Below are 16,619 nucleotides of genomic sequence, written 5' to 3'. Positions count from 1 at the left end.
CTTGTTCATTATTCAGTTTTCGGTGCCTGTGCATCACACATTTATGACAATTCATCTAAATTAATATTAATACGGACATCTGTAAACAAACAGTTGAAACAGCCGACTTAATGGTTTTGATTATACAATTGTAGTGCATAGTCTGAATAGTTTCTTACACAGGCACCGAAAAGATTCAGATAATATTAATAGCATAAATATATTATTCACCCGGTCGGGATATCACTTGAATCGCATCAGATTTTGTCGAAATAAAGAATATAGACCAAATTTACTAATAAGGGGAAATAGTTATGGCCAAATCGCTAAAAACAAAAATCATCTTTGCGGCTCTTATTTTATTCTTTGTGGGAACTGTACTCATGGCATTCATGCTCAATGGACAAGTGAAGAAACGTTCGTTGGAAAGCGTCATCGATTCAAGTGATGCCATTTCTAACCAGATCGGGCACGCTGTAGAGAACTTTCTTGCACAATATTCGAAAGGCGTTGATGCACTTATCGATTCGGATGAAATCATGAACTTCACTGGCCCTAGAGGCTCAAATGTAAGTGAAGCGGAGCTGATTCAAAGACTGGAAAGCTTTTTGGAAGTCTATTCCGATGCAGTGGCAGTCTATTATGCACAACCATCCAAGCATACGGTCATCTACCCGGTGTCCGATTTAAGCGGCTTCGATCCGACGAGCCGTCCATGGTATGAAATTGCGATTGGTGAACCAGGCAAGGTTCAATGGTCGTCACCATACATCGATGAGGTCAGCGGCGACTTCATGATTACTGCTTCCATTGCTGTCGAGAAGAATGGAAGAGTAGTCGGTGTGGCCGGGGTTGACCTCATGTTGTCCGCGATCACCGACATGCTGAACTCGACATATATTCCGCATGATGGCTATTCCACACTTTTTGACGAAAACGGCACGGCGATTGCACACCCGACGTTAAGCGGGGAAAACTTGATGGAGACTGCCTATGTCAAGAATATGTACAGTTGGGATCAGGGGGATGAGGCATTCAAAGATGAGAATGGCAAAAAGTTGATCAGTGTCCATTCGACAATCCCCGAGTTTGGTTGGAAGGTCAGCACAGTCTATGAACAGAATAAACTTATGGAAATGTCCCGGCAGCTGTTACTTTCCATTTTCATCATATCTATTATCACACTCGCAGTTGTCGGAATTGGCCTGTACTTCCTCATTAGTAGGATGTTGAAACCGATTGCCCGTCTCCGAAGCTTGATGGATGACGTTGCAAAAGGTGATTTGACCGTTCAATCAGATATCCATACGAAAGATGAGATTGGACAGCTTGGCGAAAACTTCAACAAAATGATTGCCAACATGCATGACATCATTTCCGTCGTCAATCAATCCGCGGACAATGTCAGGACAAACTCGGAAAGTTTGAGTGCCGTGGCAGAAGAGACGAGTGCATCCAGCTCGGAAGTTGCACATGCTGTCAATGAAATCGCACATGGCGCTTCAAGATCAGCGGAAGATGCCGAAACGGTCACGGAAAAGTCCGATGAACTCGGGCGGCAAATTAATGACATTACAGAACGCGCGATTTCAATGAAGACAATCGCGGAGCATACAGGAGAGATGAACGCGAACGGACAAACCCAAATGCACAATCTTCAACAGACATTCGAATCATCAGGCACAAATCTGAAGTCGATGAACGATGCAATTAGTACGCTCGGCGAAAAGGTTAAGGAGATCGGCGGCGTCATGGAAACGATCACTGACATTTCTTCACAGACGAATCTTCTCGCACTGAACGCAAGCATTGAAGCAGCTCGCGCAGGCGAACACGGAAAAGGCTTTGCGGTCGTCGCAGAAGAAGTCCGGAAACTTGCGGAATTGTCCGCACGTGCTACGGAAGAAGTCAAAGTGACCGTCCTGCAATTGCAAGAAGAGTCACGACTCGTAACATCCCAGATGGATGAAACAATCACTACATTCCGTGACCAAGAAAGCGTCGTCCAAGAAACGGAAAAGACATTCGCCCAACTATCCGATTTAATGGAGACGATGCAAGCTTCAATCGACTCGATTTCCAATGAAATTCATAGCGTAGCCCGTCATAAGGATGAAGTTACGATGACGATCCAGACGATGGCGGCCACATCCCAAGAAACAGCGGCAGCATGCGAGGAAGTCAGCGCCTCAACCGACGAGCAGCTACGTGCAATCCAATCCGTCACAGATGCTGCAGAAACACTGACAGACTTAAGTGAAAAACTGAACCTTGCAATTGATCGGTTTAAAATGTGAAACAACAAATAAATCCCGCATTGGCTATTCGCCAGGCGGGATTTTTTTATTGTAAACTCTTCAAATCGGTGCCTGTGCATCACACATTTATGACAATTCATCTAAATTGATAAAAATACATATATCTGTCAACCATCAGTTGAGACAGCTGTCTTGTTGGTTTTGATTATACAATTGTAGTGCATAGTCTGAATAGTTTCTCACACAGGCACCGAAAAGATTCTGAAATCGCTTCCTTTTCAATATTAAAATAGTAAACAAATTATGAACACTATTATTATTTAATAATAGCTAAACATTTTTCGTAATGGTCCGAAATGAAAGGTTGTATGTAATTTTACCTATAGAAAGAGAAGGTGCACCTATGTTTACGTCAATTAAAACCAAAATCATCGTTACAGTATCAGTCTTGTTCATTATCGGCATGACTCTCATGACTGTACTTTCAAGTATTCATGTGAAGGATAAAACAAGGGAAAATCTAATCATGCAAAGTGAAGTGCTTGTACATGAAATAGGTTCTTATGTTGAAAACTTCATTGATTTGCATGAGAAAGGGCTCACTCAGTTGGCTAATTCCTCTTACGTAACGGATTTTGCTAATGTAGATGGCAATTTTGAAGAATACATAACCGCAATGGAACAGGAATTCTATTCATTCCAAACTTTATATGATAATACGTCTATGCTATATTTCGCTTTGCCATCGAAAGAGATGCTAACCGTTCCAAACGCTGATTTGGGCAGTGACTATAATCCAACTGAGTATGAATGGTACCAAGAAGCGGCCGCAAATCCCGATAAAGTTTATTGGACAGAACCGCATATAGACCGTGCGACAGGCGAATACACAATCAGCGCTATAAAAGCAGTTCAAAAAAATGGGGAGCTTGTCGGCGTGTTAGGTCTTGATATTCGTATGGACAAATTGGCAGCAACTGTTTCGAATAAGGACATTGGCCATAACGGATTTATCGCACTTTTCGATGCAGAAGGAACAGCGATGGTGCATCCAGAATTGGCAGGGGAAAATATAATCGACTTGCCCTACGTAGCTGAAATGTATGATTATCAAAGCGGTAGCGAACGCCGCGAAATTCAATACACTGATGACGGCGTTTCAAGAGTCAATACATTTGCGACAGTGTCCAGCTTAGGATGGAAGGTAGCCGCGATATACGATACGAAAGAAATTGATCTGTTAGCAAACTCTATGCGATTTGGCATGATCATTATTGCCGGAGGTATTTTAGTATTACTCATCGCAGTCCTTTACCCGATCATCAACCGCACAGTAAAACCAATCGGCAAGCTGAAAACACTTATGCAAGCAGTTTCTAACGGTGATTTGACTGTCAGATCTTCCATTAAAACAAAAGATGAAATCGGTGAACTTGGAAACTACTTCAATAAAATGATTGAAGACACAAATGCTGTAATCGCTGTCGTCAATCAATCTGCAGAGGACGTACACTCACGTTCTGAAACCTTAAGCGCAACCGCGGAGGAAACAAACGCCTCAAGCAATGAAGTCGCTCACGCTGTCGGAGAAATCGCGAATGGTGCATCCCGCTCTGCTGAAGATGCTGAAGCAGTTACGGAGCAAGCCGAATTATTAGGTAAGGAAATCAATGGAATTGAGAAGAAAGCGGCCCAAATGCAGGAACTTGCCACAAGGGTCAGTGACATGAATTCCAATGGACAAATGCAAATGAACGAGTTAAAACAATCTTTTGGAGACTGGGAGATTGAAATGCGGTCCATGGCCGACGTAATTGACACACTCGAAGAAAGAGTGAAGGCTATCGGCGGTGTCATGGAAACAATCACCGAGATTTCATCACAAACAAATCTGCTAGCACTGAATGCAAGCATTGAAGCAGCACGTGCCGGAGAACACGGCAAAGGCTTTGCAGTCGTTGCAGATGAAGTCCGTAAATTGGCTGAACAATCGGTTCGATCGACGGAAGAGGTAAAAACGACTGTCATTGAATTACAAGAAGGCGCTCAACAAGTCTCTCAACAAATGATTGACACAAGGGAAAACTTCCGTAAACAAGGCCATGTCGTCAACGACACCGAAGCAACTTTCGATCAATTAACTGCAGTCATGTCCGATATGGAATCATCCATCAGCTCAATCTACGAGGAGATTCAAAAAGTTGCCGTCTACAAAGACGAAGTGAGCGAAACAATCCAAACAATGGCAGCCACTTCACAAGAAACCGCAGCAGCTTGCGAAGAAGTTAGTGCGTCATCAGAAGAACAGTTACGCGCGATTCAAACAGTAACCGAGGCTGCAGAAACGTTGACAGCACTTAGCGAGGATTTGAGTAAAACGGTACATCGATTTACATTTTGATCTAATTGAATGATTATATAAAAAGCGTCCAGAAAATCAATTCAGCGACTTTCTGGACGACTTTTTATTTGCCGATTACTTTTTCAACCGAGCAACTTATCCCTGTGTTCAAAAATGGAATGAATAAAAAAAAGAAACAGTAACAAAACTGTCCCTTCCCCTTAAACCGTTGTAATTTCAAGGGGTTTTATTTTACACCTATGCTTTTTTAAACCGTGGATAACCAATCAATATCGCAACGACACAGCAAATCCCCATCAATACAGGATAAAACGAATAAACGATGATGCTTAACGGTGAAATCGCAGCTAGTCCCGCGGCTGCCAATACTTGGACACCGTACGGCAAGACGCCTTGCCAGACGCTAGAGAATGTATCAAGCAAACTGGCCGACTTGCGGGGATCGATGCCGTATTCATCCGCGATGCGTTTTGCGACCGGACCCGTAATGATGATTGCGATTGTATTATTGGCGGTTGCAATATCCGCTGCACTCACTAAGCCTGCAATCCCGAATTCGGCACCTTTTTTCGACTTGATCTTGCTCGTAATCACTCGCAATAAGTAATCAAGACCTCCATTATGCTGAATGATCCCGACGATTCCTCCGATTAAAATGGAGACAATTGCCAAGTCCTCCATCGACATAATGCCGGCTGATGCCGTCTGCAAGAAACTAGCCAGATCGTAGGAACCATCCAACAGTCCAATGATACCCGCGAAAACCGTACCGCCGACTAGCACAATCAAAACATGCGCACCGAGTAATGCCGCAACTAAAACAGCCACATACGGCAAGATCTTAATCAATTCGAATGGATATTCACCCGTTAATTCCGCTGAATTGCCATGCGTCAACAGAGCGAGGAGAATCATGGTCACTATCGCACCCGGAACAACGATGAAGAAGTTCACTTTGAACTTGTCCTTCATTTTTGTCTGTTGCGTTCGGACCGCCGCAATCGTCGTATCCGAAATCATCGATAAATTATCTCCGAACATCGCGCCGCCAATGACCGTTGCCATGGCGAGCGCCAAGGGGACGTCCGTTTGCGCGGCAATCCCTACACCGATGGGAGCCAACGCGACAATTGTGCCCATTGACGTCCCCATCGAAATTGATATGAAACAGCCGATGACAAACAAGCCGACTATAAGCAAATTCGCGGGCAGCAACGACAGTCCAAGATTGACCGTCGATTCAACTGCCCCCATCCCTTTTGCAACGCCCGCAAAGGCACCCGCCAAAAGAAAAATGACAGCCATTAAAATGATATTCGGATGCCCCGCATGCTTCATAAAAACATCTACCTTTTTACTAAACGTCTCCCGCCGATTCATCGTAAGCGCCACAGCAGCCGCGATAAGCATCGCGACGTTCAAAGGCATATTGTAAAAGTCTTTCGTCACGATTCCTGAGCCGATAAATAGGATAACAAAGACAATGAGCGGCAAAAACGCCAAAAGACTCCCTTTTTTCAATTGTTCATTCGACATATGCATTCCTCAACTTTATCATTTTCATTAGTTGGTTCCAGTTCAAAACAGGTACCTGCAAGCATATTAGTATAACATAAAAATCAGCTATTCCATCGAGTTAACTACTCGTTTGAAGGCTGGTTTTTAATTACTGAACAGACAGAAAATCCCGCTGTTGGCTTATAGCCTGGCGGGATTTTTTCATTATCTTTTTAAGTACTCTAAGAAATTTTGTAGGAATCTTTCGCTGTCTACACCAACACAGATGTTGACGTTTGGTTCTTTCTTCAGGATGTTCCTGAAGTCACAGATCGTTTGTCCGTAGCTTAGTTCGGATTGTGTTTCTACATCGACATAATATTTTTCTGTTTGAACGAACGTCGGATCTAGAGCGACACCGACCGACAATGGATCGTGCAACGCGCAGCCATTTATACCGTAGAGGTTAATCGAAAATTGTCTGTAATCGACAGTGCTTTGCTTAACAAAATCGTAATACTTCGTACCTTTCAATTCCTCGATATGCTCTTCTGTTAGCAACACTTGTCTCGTTACGTCTAAACTTACTAACGTAATGTTCATTCCTGAATGGAAAACGATTTTTGCTGCTTCTGCATCGGCATAAATATTGAATTCAGATGTTGGGATCGTATTTCCTCTTCCCGCTGATTGGACGAGGCCACCCATAATGATGACTTCTTTCAGCCATTCTGCCAATCTTGGCTCTTTACGTACAGCCAACGCAACGTTCGTAAGAGGGCCGACTGCAATTAGCGTAAGTTCACCTTTATGCTTTTTCGCTTGCTCAATAATAAAGTCCGGAGCAAAGACATCATGATCAGGAATATCAATCGCGATATCGTCAAGCGCTCCGCCGACGCCGTCATTCCCGTGTACCCGGAACTCGTGATAAGGCTGTTTTAAGAGTGGACGGTCTGCACCTTTATACACGTTGATTTGGTCTTCCACTCCCAACAGCTTCACAATTCTATTGGTGTTGATATTCACTTGCTCGAGCGGGACATTACCGGAAACTGCTGTAATCCCAAGAATATCTAGTTGTTTACTATTAACTGCATAAAGGATGGCGAGTGCATCATCTACACCCGTATCCACGTCTAAAATGACCTTTTTCAAACCACTCACTCCTCTTACTTAGTTTTTATTGATTAGAAACTCCTGCACTTCAGGAGCAGTTGGCATTCCCGTTTGTGCGCCGAGCCTTGTCGTCGATAAAGCAGCTACTGCATTGCCATAAAGACAAGCAGCTTCTACAGATAACCCTTGCCCTAAGGCCACAGCAAAGCCGGCATTGAATGAATCGCCAGCACCCGTCGTATCTACAACGTCAATGGTGTAAGCCGGTATGTTCATCTCCTTGCCCTTCTGGAAATAAGAAACACCTTCACTGCCTTTAGTCAGGATCACCTTCTCAATAAGTTCCGCATGATTTTCCTCAGTAGTCAAATGCTTAATCTCATGTTCGTTCGGAGTTAAATAATCGACTTTATTCAGTAGATCAGCTGGCAGCTCACGGATAGGAGCCGGATTCAATATGACAATCACGCCATTTTCCTTCGCAATTTCAACTGCCTTTTGGACACCTTCCAACGGTATCTCAAGTTGCAGAATTAGAATGTCACTCGCTGCAATTACGTCTCTCTTAGCTTCGACGAATGAAGCTGTTACATGATTATTCGCACCCGGAACAACAATGATATTATTATCTTTATTAGAAACGGTGATGGAAGCAGTTCCAGTCTGTGGAGCAACTTGTTCCACATTGCTCACGTCAACGCCTTCGCTGTTAAGGTGTGCGATCATCTCATTACCGAAAAGATCTTCACCTACACAGCCAATCATTTGAACGGCTGCGCCAAGTCTCGCGGACGCGACTGCTTGGTTTGCACCCTTACCACCTGGATTCATTTGAAACTGCTGACCGAGTATCGTTTCGCCCATTTTAGGCAATTGATCGGTAATCGTCACGATGTCCATATTGATGCTTCCGACGATTGTTATGTTAGGAGCTTGTCCCATGATAATTCCACCCTCCTTACGTTGAATCTCTTTCCACTAATTGAACATCAAATTGATAAAATGTTTTTTCGATATTTTGCCCTTTTATGAGCTTGATGAGCACCTTTGCCGCCTTCTGCCCTAACTCATACAAAGGCTGTTCGATCGTTGTCAGTTCTGGTATTGATGCCTTCCCTAAAGCAATGCCGTCAAATCCAATGATCGAAATCTCTTCAGGAACCTTCAATCCATGCTGGTAGGCGGCTTTCATCGCACCAATCGCCATCGTGTCATTCGCTGCGAAAATCCCATCAATTTCGGAATGCTGCCGTAAAAGCTCAAGCACCGCCTCTGTTGCCGTTTCCATACGGTAGTTTCCATTGACGATATAACTTTCTCTGAACCATTGTTCGTCTGCCACTACTTCTCGATAGCCTTCGCAACGCTCATTGGCGTTTACTATATCGAGCGGCCCTCTAATATGAGCGATTTTCCTACGACCTTTTTCTCTTAAAAAGCGCGTAGCCATTCGCGCGCCGTTTTTATTATCAACGACAATTGTCGGGATATCTTTACTAATTTCCCTGTCTATGCAAACGACAGGTATAGTCAGTTCACGAATCGTTTTTTCCTGTATTGTGTTGGAGGAAATGATAATGCCATCTACATATTTCTGGAGCAAAACGTCTACGTACCGCTGTGCTTTTTCCTCATCTTCATCGGAATTGCATAAAATCACGGTATATCCTAGTTTGGATGCAGTATCTTCAATCGCTCGGGCTAATTCAGGAAAGAATGGATTCATAATATCCGGCAGAATTAATCCGATCGTTTTCGATTGCTTTTTGAACAAGCTTCTTGCAACTTCATTCGGTCGATAGTTTAGTTCCGCGATAGCAGCCTCCACTTTCTTCCGTGTTTCTGCACTCACATACCCTTTGTCATTTAACACTCGTGACACGGTTGCAACGGATACGCTTGCATGTTTTGCAACATCCCTAATAGAAGCCATTCCAAATCACTCCATTGGTAATTATCGGTAACCGGTTACATATAGTGTGCATGACAAAAGGTTATGAGTCAAGATTGTCTAGTAGATTTAGAAGAAGAATATTCCTACAATCGCTCCGTTTAGCAAGTTAGCTAAAGTAGCTGCAATCAATGCTTTAATAGCCATCGCTTGAATATCCTTTTTACGAGTCGGTGCGACACCGATCATAATCCCGAGAATGATTCCGATTGATCCGATATTCGCAAAGCCGGATAATGCAAATGTCAGAATTGCAATCGATTTTTCGGAGAACTGTTCAATCATCGTTGAAAACGATGTAAATGCAACGAATTCATTTAAAATCATTTTCTGTCCGAGCAAGTTCCCTGCAGCAAGTGCTTCATCCCAAGGAATACCGATGATGAGCGCGACCGGCGCAAAGATATACCCCGTGATCGTTTCAAATGAGAGCTCAGGGAATCCGAATAATGATCCGACCCCGCCTAATATTCCGTTCAACAATGCAACAAGTCCAATAATAGAAATCAAGATGATCCCTGCATTGACAGCGAGGTTTAACCCTTCCCTAGATCCATTGATAATGACATCCATAATATTGGTGTCTTTTTTAGATTCACCCATGTAGTCGTCCATCTCTTTCCATTCATCTGGATTGAGAGGATCTGTTTCAGGAATGATCAGCTTTGCAAGCATTAAACCTGCGGGCGCAGACATAATCGCTGCAGAAAGCAAGTACTCGATTGGAATGCCCATCGCAGCCAACCCGATTAGAACTGCACCTGAAACGGATGCTAATCCACCAACCATGATGGCAAAAATTTGCGACCTGGACATCCGACTAATATACGGTTTAACGGAAATTGCCGATTGTGTCATCCCTAAGAAGATATTCATCGCGGCGTTTGTCGATTCGACATATCCCGTTTTCATGAACTTCGAAATGAGTCCACCGAGCACTTTTACAATCAACTGCATAATGCCAAAGTAATATAAAAGTGAAATCAAGGCAGATAGGAAAACCATAATGGTTAGTACATTGATTGCAAATATTGATCCAACCGGACCGTTTTTATCTGCTAAAGATCCGAATACGAAGGAGAGACCTTCCATCCCATATCCCATCACTTTATTGACACCGTCAGATACAAACTCAACGACTGCAATTCCAGCTCCCCATTTAAGGACGATAAATCCTAATAGGACCTGTGCAAAAAATCCGACGAGCATTGTTCGAACGTTAATAATCTTTTTGTTTTCGGACATAAGATATGCAATAAATAAAATAACCGCACATCCGAAGATCCCCCATACTATACTCATTCTCAATATCCTCCTCAGTTTTCGGAAAAATAGGTAACCGGTTACACATTTTCTATAAAAAAATATGGCAACCTGTTGTTCTTCCTTTTTCTCAGACAAGTTTATCTCTATGTCCAAATACTTCTTTATTGTGTAACCGGTACCACATTGCGGTGTACGGTTCTCAAAAGGTTACTCTAATGATGTTCTCAAGCAAATAGTGTAACACATTACTCAAAAAGTGTATGCTATTGGATTTGGAATGTCAATATGAATTTTCATGGTAGAAAGTGTTAGACTTTTCATCAAAATTAATCGCCTCGATAAATACATGTCCAAATAAAAAAACGGGCTATTGTACACACTTCGAGGAGTGAATACGATAGACCGGTTTGTCAAAGTGCTTTTAGTATTTTCCTTTGATTTTGGCTGTGTTGTTTTTAGGTGTTATGCATGCACATGCAACTGTTTGATTTCTTCGATCATCATTGGGATAACCTCAAACAGATCGCCGACAATGCCGTAGTCGGCCACTTTGAATATGTTTGCTTCAGGATCCTTATTGATGGCCACGATGATTTTCGAATTGGACATCCCGGCCATATGCTGGATGGCCCCCGAAATTCCTGCCGCGATGTAAAGATCCGGTGTAACGACTTTACCTGTTTGACCTATTTGCAAGGAGTAATCACAGTAATCCGCGTCACATGCACCGCGGGATGCGCCGACTGCACCGCCAAGAAGATTCGCTAACTCTTGCAGCGGCTTGAAACCGTCTGCGCTTTTCACGCCCCGACCGCCTGCAATGACCACTTTTGCTTCGGAAAGATCGACGCCCTCTGTCGATTTGCGTACCACTTCTTTGATGACGGTGCGGAGATTTGTAATATCAACCGACAAGGAAGTGACGTCGCCAGTACGACTGCCGTCTTTTTCAATTGAAGCAATGTTGTTTGGACGGACAGTGAAAAGCAGCAGGCCATCCTTGTGCTTCACTTTTTCGAACGCTTTCCCAGAATAGATGGGCCGGATAAAAAGCGTATCATCGGCTTCCCCTTCAATCGCTGTCACATCGGAGATCAAGCCGGATGACAGTTTACTAGTAATTTTCGGCGACAAATCTTTCCCTAGTGCCGTATGGCCGAAAACGATCGCTTCCGGCTTTTCCTGTTCGTACACCGCCATGAATCCTTGACTATATCCATCTGATGTATAATGCTTCAAATGAGGGTGTTCCACTGTTACAACACGGTCTGCCCCATAATGAATCAATTCTTCTGCTAGCGAAGCAATACCATCACCAAGTAGGACTGCAACAATTTCACCGGCACCTGCCACTGCTTTCGCAGCAGCAATTGCTTCAAATGATACATTTCGTAAAGCCCCTTCGCGCGCTTCCCCTAGCACTAACACTTTTTTAGACATAATGAATCCCTCCTGATTTACGAATCTCTCAAATGACTTTTGCTTCTGAATGGAGCAAAGAGATAAGCTCATGTACTTGCGCTGCAATGTCGCCATCCAGTACACGGCCTGCCGCTTTTTGTGGTGGCAAGTATACTTCCAACGTTTCCGTTTTTGCTTTCACATCGCCTTCGTCGATGTCCAGATTGTCAAAGTCCAGCTCTTCAAGCGGTTTCTTCTTCGCCTTCATGATGCCAGGCAAAGAAGGATAACGTGGCTCGTTTAAGCCTTGTTGCGCAGTCACCAACAATGGGAGTGACGTTTCGAGTGTCTCGGAATCTCCTTCGACGTCACGCACGATTTTCACGGATGAACCATCTATTTCCAAGCTGGTGATGGTAGTCACATAGTTGATTTCTAACAATTCGGCGACTCGCGGACCGACTTGACCTGAACCGCCATCGATTGCAACGTTTCCTGCAAGAATCAGATCTGCCTTTTTGTCATTCAAATAGTGTGCGATGATTTTCGCCGACGTGAATTCGTCCATTTCATCAAGATCTTCCGTATTGATAAGAATTGCTTTGTCCGCCCCCATTGCGAGTGCTGTGCGCAATTGCTTTTCCGCTTCCTCATCGCCGAGTGTCAAGACCGTCACTTCACCGCCATGTGCGTCACGAATTTGAATCGCTTCCTCAATTGCATAATCATCGTACGGGTTGATGATAAACTCTGCCCCGTCCTCTACAATTTTCCCGTCTTTCACCGCGATTTTCTCTTCTGTATCGAATGTCCGTTTAACCAGTACATAAATGTTCATTCAACAAAACCTCCATTATTAATTCAATACGAATTATTAAAAATGCTGTAATCGCTTCAACGCCTGAAGATACTCCTCCTGTAATTTTTCCACGATTGCTGCAATCGATTGGATTTCCTTGATTGCTCCAACGCCTTGCCCAGCGCCCCAAATGTTTTTCCAAGCCTTCGGTTCATTCTCCCGGAAGTCGGAGTTGAAACCCCGTTTCTTTTGTAAGTTTTCTGGATCGAGACCCGCATTCACGATGCTAGGAATCAAATAATTCCCTTTAACTCCCGAGATGGCATCGGTGTAAAGAATCTCCGTCGCTGTAGCTTCAAGTAGCATTTCCTTATACTGATCGTCCGCCATCGTTTCCTTCGCCGCTATGAATCTCGTACCCATATAAGCGAAATCCGCTCCTAACGCTCGAAGAGCAGCAATGTCCCGGCCGTTCGAAATGCAGCCCGCTACAATTGTAAGCCCTTTCCAAAATTGCTTTACTTCCGCCACAAATGCAAAAGAGTTCAGTGTGCCACCATGACCACCTGCACCGTTGCAGACGAGGATGAGCCCATCCACACCCGCTTCTGCCGCTTTTCGGGCATGCTTGGTGGAGATGACATCCGACAGGACGACGCCACCATAATCATGGACAATATCAACAATCGCCTGCGGATTGCCAAGTGAAGTAATGACAATCGGAGGCTCGTATTTTCGAATTGCCTCCAGATGTACATCTAGCTGCCTGTTCGTCTTATGTACAATAAGATTGACTCCCCATGGCGAAATGATTTCTGACGTATTGTGTTTCACCGAATCCAATGCTTCACGAATCGTCTGAAACCAATTTTCCAGCGCTTCGGGACTCCGTGCATTCAGCAGGGGAAATGTCCCGATTATACCTGCTTTGCAAGCTTCGATGACCGATTCTGGGCTAGAGACTAGGAACATTGGTGCCATGATGACCGGTATAGTTGTCTTCCCGATTATCTTCTTTTCCTTCCCATCCAATATGTCCACTTCCCTCACTCCTATCGCTGTATGCGGATTGTGAACTTCGCTTCCACTTTCACTTCTCCCGCTTCATTGGCAGCAGATGCCTCACAATGCAGCTGGTCGCCCGCATCATCCGTAACACAACCGTTGATCATGATCTTTTCACCGGGTCTCGTCATCGCCTTGAAACGGACTGTAAAGTTTTCTAACCGGTCCGATGGGAACCAACCTTCAATCGCCTGGCCAACAAAGCCCATAATCATCATGCCATGTGCAATGACGTCGCCTAGCCCCGCCTCTTGCGCAAAAGGGACGACCGTATGGATCGGGTTGAAATCACCTGATGCCCCTGCATACCGGACGATCTGTGTATGGGTGATCTCTTCTTTCTGCAACGTTTCTAAATGCCGGCTTACCGTCAAACCAATCGCCTCCTAATGTCTTTCAATAATTGTTGAGCGGCTGATAAGTACCAATTCCCCGTGCTGATTCATAAACTTCTTTTTCAACACGATCAAATTCATCTTTGCTTTCGTAAAAACTTCTTCGACCTCAGTATGCACGGTGATTTCATCCCCTACTTTTATCACGCCGACATACTCGTAACTTTGCTCCCCGTGCAGCACTTTGGACAAGTTCAAACCGAGCACTTTTGAGATGGAAATTTGCCCGCCCCAAAATTCAACGACAGTCGGAAAAGTCGGCGGCACTGCATTACCATTCAAGTAGCTTTTACTGTTATAGCCAAGGGCGATTGCAAATTCCTTTATTTTCCCTTTTTCAATCGTATAGGTGAATGCATCAAACTTCGTATTTTTGATCTGTTCTAAACGCGGATCAGCATAGACCAAGCAAGTTCCCTCCTTTTTCGTCTAAAGCATCAATGATAGACGGGTTTTCGTTTTTCGAAAAACGCTTCTACCCCTTCTTTGAAATCGTCGGATTCGAAACAGATGCTTTGTGACTGCTTTTCAGCTTCGAACGTCTTTTCCAATTCTTCCAAGGTATCGGAAGTTGCCATTTGTTTAATAAGCCCCATTGCCAATACTGGATTTTCTGCCATTTGCCTTGCAACACGCAATGTTTCCTCGAACAGTTCTTCATCTTCAACCACACGATTGACGACGTCCATCTTCTGCATTTCATCCGCATGCACTTTCTCCCCAAGAAGCATCAGCTCCATCGCTTTATGCCTGCCAACTAGCTGCGGGAGGAAATGCAGCGCCCCTAAATCGGGAACAACGGCAATTTTGACGAAACTTTGTATGAAAACCGCTGATTTCGCTGCAATAATCATATCGCACGCAAGCGCCAGGCTGAAGCCGGCACCTGCAGCCGCACCATGGACTGCAGCGATGACCGGTTTTTGTAGACGAAGCATGAGTCGGATCAGTTCTTGGCTTTTTTCCATCCTGTTTTGAATCTCTTTAGAATCTAATTGTTGAAGAGCTTTTAAATCGCCGCCCGCTGAAAACACGTTTCCTCTTCCTGTCAACACGATCGACCTGATCGAATGATCGTCATTTGCTGTACGGAAGAAATCCTTCAATTCTTCTCGCATCTCCTCGGCAAGCGCATTGCGCAATTCAGGTTTATTCAATGAAACGATACAGACTGCTCCATTCATCCGGATGTCGATTGAATGATAATGTTCATACCGCATTTAGCCACCCCCATCATGTTTTTTTATACATCGTCACAATGACCGCACCGCCAAGACCAAGGTTGTGTTGCAAAGCTACGCGCGCATGTTCCACTTGTCTTTTACCGGTCACTCCCCGAAGCTGCCAGACCAATTCGGTACATTGCGCCAAACCGGTCGCTCCGATCGGATGGCCTTTGGACATCAAGCCGCCCGAAGGATTGACAACGAACTTTCCACCGTACGTATTGTCACCGTCATTGATGAACTTCTCGGCTCCCCCCTCTTCGCATAGGCCAAGCCCTTCATAGGTGATCACTTCGTTCGGGGTGAAGCAGTCATGCAGTTCGACGACATCAATGTCTTCTACACCGATACCCGCTTGTTCGAATACTTGACTCGCAGCCCGTTTCGTCATGTCCGCTCCTACCAAATTCATCGCACCTGTTGTAAATGTCAGCTCGTTATCTGTAGCCATCGCCTGGGCGATAATTTCGACAGCATCCTCATGCCCATGCTTTTTCGCGAAATCCTCGCTGCAGATAATTGCAGCCGCGGCACCGCAAGATGGTGGGCATGCACAGAATCTTGTCAAGTAGGGAGGGAAAATCATCGGTGAATTCTGCACTTCCTCAACTGTCAAAGGCTTGTCGAACATCGAGTAAGGATTATGAATGGCATGGCTGCGCGTCTTCACCGCCACTTTGGCGAAAATATCCGGGCTCGCCCCATATTTTTCGATGTATTCCATTCCGCCAGATCCGAACATTCTAGCTGCACGTGGAGATTCCAATGAATAACCAGGCATCAACTCTTCTAATCGATCGACAAATGCCTTCATCGGCGTCGTTCGATCTCCGTACACTGTCGAAAGCGCTCCGGGCTTCATCTCTTCAAAGCCGAACGCTAGCGCACATTCAACAATACCGTTCTCGACTGCCTGCCGGGCCAGAAATAGAGCCGTAGAGCCGGATGAACAATTATTATTGACGTTAAAAACAGGTATCCCGCTTACACCGACTTTATACAAGGCCGCTTGTCCAGAAGTACTGTCACCATAAACATAACTGGCATAGGCATGTTCTATTTCTTTGAACTCAATTCCCGCATCTTTAATTGCACCTTTAATCGCTTTGGATGCCATCACTTCGTATGGATCCTGCATACCGGGCTTTACAAACTTCACCATGTCGACGCCAATCACTTTGACTTTTCTTTTCATGCACGTATCCCCCTTTTTATAAATGTCAACTTTTTCTCACACCGTTTTTCTTTTATTCAAAAGATTACTACCACTTTACCGTTTGTTCTATGCTTCTTACTATGTA

14 protein-coding genes are annotated in these 16,619 nt (G+C 44.5%); 2 read left to right on the top strand and 12 right to left on the bottom strand.

Annotation, left to right across the window (positions count from 1 at the left end):
• The first annotated feature begins 293 nt into the window (after nucleotides 1–293).
• Both M3152_RS04105 and M3152_RS04100 read left to right on the top strand, forming a co-directional pair.
• The gene (locus M3152_RS04105; RefSeq protein WP_251693923.1) at nucleotides 294–2,276 is read left to right on the top strand and encodes a methyl-accepting chemotaxis protein; all 1,983 of its coding nucleotides are present in this window, start codon (nucleotides 294–296) and stop codon (nucleotides 2,274–2,276) included.
• Between the two features lie 364 nt (nucleotides 2,277–2,640).
• Nucleotides 2,641–4,638 carry a methyl-accepting chemotaxis protein gene (locus M3152_RS04100; RefSeq protein ID WP_251693922.1) on the top strand — a complete coding sequence of 666 codons (1,998 nt, stop codon included), beginning with the start codon at nucleotides 2,641–2,643 and terminating at the stop codon, nucleotides 4,636–4,638.
• 198 nt (nucleotides 4,639–4,836) lie between these two features.
• Here M3152_RS04100 and M3152_RS04095 read toward each other — a convergent pair whose 3' ends face one another.
• The 12 genes from M3152_RS04095 to M3152_RS04040 form a co-directional block, all read right to left on the bottom strand.
• Nucleotides 4,837–6,135, bottom strand: coding sequence for a Na+/H+ antiporter NhaC family protein (locus M3152_RS04095; protein ID WP_251693921.1), 1,299 nt, complete (start codon nucleotides 6,133–6,135; stop codon nucleotides 4,837–4,839).
• Between the two features lie 186 nt (nucleotides 6,136–6,321).
• On the bottom strand, nucleotides 6,322–7,254 hold the full coding sequence (locus M3152_RS04090; RefSeq protein ID WP_251693920.1) for a nucleoside hydrolase: 933 nt from the start codon (nucleotides 7,252–7,254) through the stop codon (nucleotides 6,322–6,324).
• Between the two features lie 18 nt (nucleotides 7,255–7,272).
• Complete coding sequence (gene rbsK, locus M3152_RS04085; RefSeq protein ID WP_251693919.1) at nucleotides 7,273–8,157, bottom strand: ribokinase; 885 nt, start codon at nucleotides 8,155–8,157, stop codon at nucleotides 7,273–7,275.
• Between the two features lie 16 nt (nucleotides 8,158–8,173).
• A complete protein-coding gene (locus tag M3152_RS04080; protein ID WP_251693918.1) occupies nucleotides 8,174–9,148 on the bottom strand; it encodes a LacI family DNA-binding transcriptional regulator in 975 nt (324 codons plus the stop codon).
• An 87-nt stretch (nucleotides 9,149–9,235) separates the two neighbouring features.
• Nucleotides 9,236–10,468 carry a NupC/NupG family nucleoside CNT transporter gene (locus M3152_RS04075; protein ID WP_251693917.1) on the bottom strand — a complete coding sequence of 411 codons (1,233 nt, stop codon included), beginning with the start codon at nucleotides 10,466–10,468 and terminating at the stop codon, nucleotides 9,236–9,238.
• Between the two features lie 426 nt (nucleotides 10,469–10,894).
• Nucleotides 10,895–11,872 (bottom strand): electron transfer flavoprotein subunit alpha/FixB family protein, encoded by a 978-nt coding sequence (locus M3152_RS04070; RefSeq protein WP_251693916.1) that lies wholly within the window; start codon nucleotides 11,870–11,872, stop codon nucleotides 10,895–10,897.
• Between the two features lie 28 nt (nucleotides 11,873–11,900).
• Complete coding sequence (locus M3152_RS04065; protein WP_251693915.1) at nucleotides 11,901–12,671, bottom strand: electron transfer flavoprotein subunit beta/FixA family protein; 771 nt, start codon at nucleotides 12,669–12,671, stop codon at nucleotides 11,901–11,903.
• 36 nt (nucleotides 12,672–12,707) lie between these two features.
• Nucleotides 12,708–13,673, bottom strand: coding sequence for an NAD(P)H-dependent flavin oxidoreductase (locus M3152_RS04060; RefSeq protein ID WP_353056603.1), 966 nt, complete (start codon nucleotides 13,671–13,673; stop codon nucleotides 12,708–12,710).
• 11 nt (nucleotides 13,674–13,684) lie between these two features.
• Nucleotides 13,685–14,071, bottom strand: coding sequence for a MaoC/PaaZ C-terminal domain-containing protein (locus M3152_RS04055; RefSeq protein ID WP_251693914.1), 387 nt, complete (start codon nucleotides 14,069–14,071; stop codon nucleotides 13,685–13,687).
• A 12-nt stretch (nucleotides 14,072–14,083) separates the two neighbouring features.
• Nucleotides 14,084–14,500 (bottom strand): FAS1-like dehydratase domain-containing protein, encoded by a 417-nt coding sequence (locus M3152_RS04050; RefSeq protein WP_251693913.1) that lies wholly within the window; start codon nucleotides 14,498–14,500, stop codon nucleotides 14,084–14,086.
• 29 nt (nucleotides 14,501–14,529) lie between these two features.
• Nucleotides 14,530–15,312 carry an enoyl-CoA hydratase/isomerase family protein gene (locus tag M3152_RS04045; protein WP_251693912.1) on the bottom strand — a complete coding sequence of 261 codons (783 nt, stop codon included), beginning with the start codon at nucleotides 15,310–15,312 and terminating at the stop codon, nucleotides 14,530–14,532.
• A 13-nt stretch (nucleotides 15,313–15,325) separates the two neighbouring features.
• Nucleotides 15,326–16,513 carry a lipid-transfer protein gene (locus M3152_RS04040; RefSeq protein WP_251693911.1) on the bottom strand — a complete coding sequence of 396 codons (1,188 nt, stop codon included), beginning with the start codon at nucleotides 16,511–16,513 and terminating at the stop codon, nucleotides 15,326–15,328.
• Between the last annotated feature and the right edge of the window lie 106 nt (nucleotides 16,514–16,619).

This window comes from Sporosarcina luteola (assembly GCF_023715245.1).
Taxonomy (GTDB): domain Bacteria; phylum Bacillota; class Bacilli; order Bacillales_A; family Planococcaceae; genus Sporosarcina; species Sporosarcina luteola_C.
This window is presented reverse-complemented; position numbering and strand designations above follow the sequence as displayed.

Coding starts and splice junctions, on each gene's coding strand:
- M3152_RS04075 (WP_251693917.1), bottom strand. CDS start 10,468: ATGAGTATAGTATGGGGGATCTTCGGATGTGCGGTTATTTTATTTATT.
- M3152_RS04095 (WP_251693921.1), bottom strand. CDS start 6,135: ATGTCGAATGAACAATTGAAAAAAGGGAGTCTTTTGGCGTTTTTGCCG.
- rbsK (WP_251693919.1), bottom strand. CDS start 8,157: ATGGGACAAGCTCCTAACATAACAATCGTCGGAAGCATCAATATGGAC.
- M3152_RS04105 (WP_251693923.1), top strand. CDS start 294: ATGGCCAAATCGCTAAAAACAAAAATCATCTTTGCGGCTCTTATTTTA.
- M3152_RS04045 (WP_251693912.1), bottom strand. CDS start 15,312: ATGCGGTATGAACATTATCATTCAATCGACATCCGGATGAATGGAGCA.
- M3152_RS04065 (WP_251693915.1), bottom strand. CDS start 12,671: ATGAACATTTATGTACTGGTTAAACGGACATTCGATACAGAAGAGAAA.
- M3152_RS04040 (WP_251693911.1), bottom strand. CDS start 16,513: ATGAAAAGAAAAGTCAAAGTGATTGGCGTCGACATGGTGAAGTTTGTA.
- M3152_RS04100 (WP_251693922.1), top strand. CDS start 2,641: ATGTTTACGTCAATTAAAACCAAAATCATCGTTACAGTATCAGTCTTG.
- M3152_RS04070 (WP_251693916.1), bottom strand. CDS start 11,872: ATGTCTAAAAAAGTGTTAGTGCTAGGGGAAGCGCGCGAAGGGGCTTTA.
- M3152_RS04080 (WP_251693918.1), bottom strand. CDS start 9,148: ATGGCTTCTATTAGGGATGTTGCAAAACATGCAAGCGTATCCGTTGCA.